Origin of the sequence: Nocardia farcinica (assembly GCF_029867845.1) — a bacterium.
Classification (GTDB): domain Bacteria; phylum Actinomycetota; class Actinomycetes; order Mycobacteriales; family Mycobacteriaceae; genus Nocardia; species Nocardia farcinica_A.
Genome location: NZ_JARWRU010000523.1, coordinates 1 through 3963, shown reverse-complemented (window position 1 = coordinate 3963; position 3963 = coordinate 1). Strand labels below are relative to the sequence as shown.

Here is a 3963-nt window from a genome sequence, read left to right as displayed (position 1 = left end):
CGGTCGGGAAGACGATGACCGGCCCCTGCGGCTGCTGGGTCTGCGGCGGGTTGAGGATGTCGTACGGATTGCCGTTGTCGCGCGCGCCGCCGCCGTTGCCGTTGCCCTGCGGAGCGATGATCTGGCCGTCCCAGGACGGCTCCGGTTGCGGGAACTGCTCGATCGGCTCGCCCTCCAGCCCGCCGTCCATGGTCGCCTTCCAGATCTGCGCGGGCAGGCCGGAACCGTAGATGCGGGCCCCGCCGGCGGTGCGCAGCGGCAGCGACTGCTCGGTGCCCACCCACACCGCGGTCGACAGCTGCGGGGTGAAGCCGACCATCCAGGCGTCCTTGTTCTCCCCGGTGTCGCCGAGCTGGGTGGTGCCGGTCTTGGCGCCCGCGGGCCGACCGCCCGCCAGCGCGTTGCCGTTGGAGTAGGCGGGGATCGGCAGCATCGCCTGCACCGTCTTGTTCGCGATCTCGGGGTCGATGCGCTGTTCCGGCTCTGGCAGCTTCTCACCGATCGGCCCGTCCGGGCCCGCGCGGTCCAGCAGCACCCGGCCGTCGCCGGTCACCACCCGCTGCACGAAGTACGGCTTGTGGTACATCCCGGAGGCGGCGATGGTGGCATAGGCCGAAGCCATGTCGATCGGGCGGACCTGGTACTGGCCGAGCACGATCCCGTTGTAGGGCGGGCCGCCGAACTCGGTCAGCGTCTCGTGCTCGAGGCCGGGGATGCGCTCGGGAATGCCCGCCTGGTGCGCGGCGTCGGCGATGGCCTGCGCGCCGTTCATCATCGACAGGGTGAGCCGGTAGAAGCTGGTGTTGAGCGAGCGTTTGAGCGCCTCGGCGATCGAGCACTGCCCGCAGCTCTCGTTGTCGACATTGGTGATGGTCACACCGTGGTCGGTGACCGGCGCGGAGTCGATCACCTTGGTCAGCGGGATGCTCTGCTGCTGGGCGGCGATCGCGGCGAACACCTTGAACGACGAGCCGGTCTGCAACGGCGCCTGCGCGAAGTCGTAACCGGTGCCGTCCTCGCCGCCGTAGTAGGCCCGCACCGAGCCCCAGCGCGGGTCGACGGAGACCACCGCGGCGCGCAGTTCCGGCGGCTGCCCGCTCAGCCGCGAGCGCACCGCCGCCATGGCCGCCTGCTGGGCCCGCACGTCGATGGTGGTGGTGATCTGCAGCGCGCCGGTGTCGATCTCGAGATCGCTGATCCCGTACTCGCGCAGTTCCTTCAGCACCTGGGTGCGGATCAGTCCCTCCGGGCCACGGGCGGCGCTGTCCTCCGGCACGTCGGCCAGCGGCGCGATCTCGGGGAAGCGCACCGCGTCCCGGTCTCCGGGGGCGAGCACCCCCATGGTCACCATGCCGTCGACGACGTACTGCCAGCGCGCCTTCAGCTCGTCGAGGTGGGTTTCCGGGTCGAGGATCGACGGGGTGCGGATCACCGCGGCCAGAACAGCGCCCTCGGCCAGGGTCAGCTCGGCGGGCGGCTTGCCGAAGTAGGCGCGCGAGGCGGCGGCGATGCCGTAGGCGCCGCGCCCGTAGTAGATGGTGTTGAGGTAGGCGGCGAGGATCTCGTCCTTGGTCCACTGCCTGGCCATCTTGGTGGCGATGACCAGCTCGCGCATCTTGCGGCTGACCGTGCGCTCGGAGCCGACGAACGCGTTCTTCACGTACTGCTGGGTGATGGTGGAGCCGCCGCCCGCGTCCTCCCGGCCGAGCAGGTTGTCGCGGGCCGCGCGCAGGAAGCCGGAGGTGGAGAAACCGGGATTGGAGTAGAAGCCGCGATCCTCGGCGGAGAGCACGGCGTCGCGCACGTGCTGGGGGACCTCGCTCAGCGGCACCGGGGTCCGGTTGCCCTCCGGCGGGACGATGGTCGCGATGACGGTGGTGCCGTCGGAGGCGGTGATGGTGGCGATCTGATTGGTCCGCACCGCGGACGGGTCGGGGATCTCCGAGCGCCAGTACACCAGCGCGAACAGCAGGGCGGGGACGCCGACGAAGATGACGAACAGCGCCAGCGCCAGCCGGCGCAGGCCGCCCGTGCGTCTGTCGCCGGGCGCGGGCTCCCCGTCTTCGGAGCGCGCCGCCGGATCGCCCTCCCGATCGGCCTGGTCCCGCTGGGACTGACGCCAGCCCGCGAGCGTGGCGTGCGGCGGTCTGTCGGTCTCGCCTCCGGCCTCGCGCTGCCCCCCTCGCCTGCCGAACGCGCCCACGAGTTTCTCCCTTCGGAGCGTCGGTCCCTCACGAAAACGATCGAGCCACCCTGCACTTTACAGGGTGGCTCGACACGTTCGGCCGGGCGGCAACAGCACAGCTATCGCAGTTGCCGGGGGCTCTCGTGGCGGATCAGCTCTTGACGCCGCCCGCGGTCAGGCCGGAGATGATCCGGCGCTGGAACAGCAGCACCATGATGACCAGCGGAATCGTCACCAAGGTGCCCGCCGCCATGATCGCCGCGTACGGCTGCACCAGCGGGTCGTTGCCGGAGAAGCGGGCGATGGCGACGGTGACCGGCTCGGTCTTGTCACCGGAGAGCAACCGGGCGAGCAGGTACTCGTTGACCGCGGCGATGAACGCCAGGATGGCGGTGGTGAACACCGCGGGCGCGGCCAGCGGCAGCATCACCAGCCGGAAGGCCTGCCCCTTGGTCGCGCCGTCGATGCGCGCGGCCTCCTCCAGCTCCCAGGGCAGCTCGGTGAAGAACGAGGCGAGGATGTAGACCGTCATCGGCAGCACGAAGGAGATGTTCGGGATGATCATCGCCTGGTACTGGCCGATCCAGCCGAGGCTGGTGAACAGCTGGAACAGCGGGGTCACCAGCACGACGACCGGGAACATCGAGGCGCTGAGGATCAGCCCGGCCACGATGTACTTGCCCTTGAACACCAGCCGCGCCAGCGCGTAGGCGGCGAACACGCCGATCACCAGCGCGATCACCGTGGTGATCGAGCCGATGATCACGCTGTTGAGCATCGCCCGGCCGAAGTCGTTGCCCCGGCTGGTGTCGAAGGCGTTGCGGAAGTTCTCCAGCGTGACGTGCGTCGGCCACGGGGTGTTGTCGAAGGTGTAGGCCGGGTCGCGGAAGGCGGTGACCGCCATCCAGTAGAACGGGCCGAGACCCCACAACAGCACGATCAGCGCGCCGAGGTAGATCCGCAGGCCCGCGATCCGCTTGGTCCACGGCACCGGGTCGACGTTCGGCTTCTTCTTCCCCGCCTCGGGGGCGGCGGCGGTCGTGGTGGCCATGTCAGTGCGCCTCTCGCTGAGCTTCCTGGGTCCGCACCGCGTTGGCGCCCAGGAACTTCACCATCACGAACGCCACGGCGAATATCAGCAGGAACGTGATGGTCGACAGGGCCGCCGCGCTGTTGGGGCCCTGCCGGACCTGGTCGACCACCAGGATCGACAGCGTCCTGGTGTCCGGGTTGTTCAGCGTCAGGATGGCGGGCAGGTCGTACATGCGCAGCGCGTCCATGGTGCGGAACAGGATCGCCACCATCAGCGCGGGCTTGAGCAGCGGCAGGGTGATCTGGGTGAACCGCTGCCATGCGGTGGCGCCGTCGACCTTGGCGGCCTCGTACACGTCGTTCGGGATCACCTGCAGACCCGCCAGGATGAGCAACGCCATGAACGGCGTCGTCTTCCACACATCGGCCACGATCACCGCGAACCGGGCCGCCCACGGGTCGGAGGTCCACAGGATGTGGGTGCCGAGCACCCGGTTCACCACGCCGTCGTACTGGAACATGAACTCCCACAGCCGCGCCGTGACGGCGGTGGGGATGGCCCACGGGATGAGCACCGCCGCGCGCAGCAGCGCCCGTCCGGTGAAGCTCTTGCTCATGACCACGGCCATGATCAGGCCGAGCACGGCCTCCAGCGAGACCGTGACGACGGCGAAGAAGACCGTGATGCCGATGGCGGTCCAGAACTGCGACCCCAGGTTGCCGGTCGGGCAGGCGATGGTCTCGCC

At 69.6% G+C, this 3963-nt stretch carries 3 protein-coding genes; all 3 read right to left on the bottom strand.

The genetic code is table 11. The features are described 5' to 3' along the window. On the bottom strand, positions 1-2203 hold a 2203-nt coding region (locus QH283_RS11320; RefSeq protein ID WP_280502967.1), incomplete at its 3' end, for a transglycosylase domain-containing protein. Positions 2204-2336: 133 nt separating this feature from the next. After that, on the bottom strand, positions 2337-3158 hold the full coding sequence (locus QH283_RS11315; protein ID WP_280502968.1) for a carbohydrate ABC transporter permease: 822 nt from the start codon (positions 3156-3158) through the stop codon (positions 2337-2339). A 79-nt stretch (positions 3159-3237) separates the two neighbouring features. Next, positions 3238-3963 (bottom strand): carbohydrate ABC transporter permease (locus tag QH283_RS11310; protein WP_280502966.1); only part of this gene is annotated, 726 nt, incomplete at its 5' end.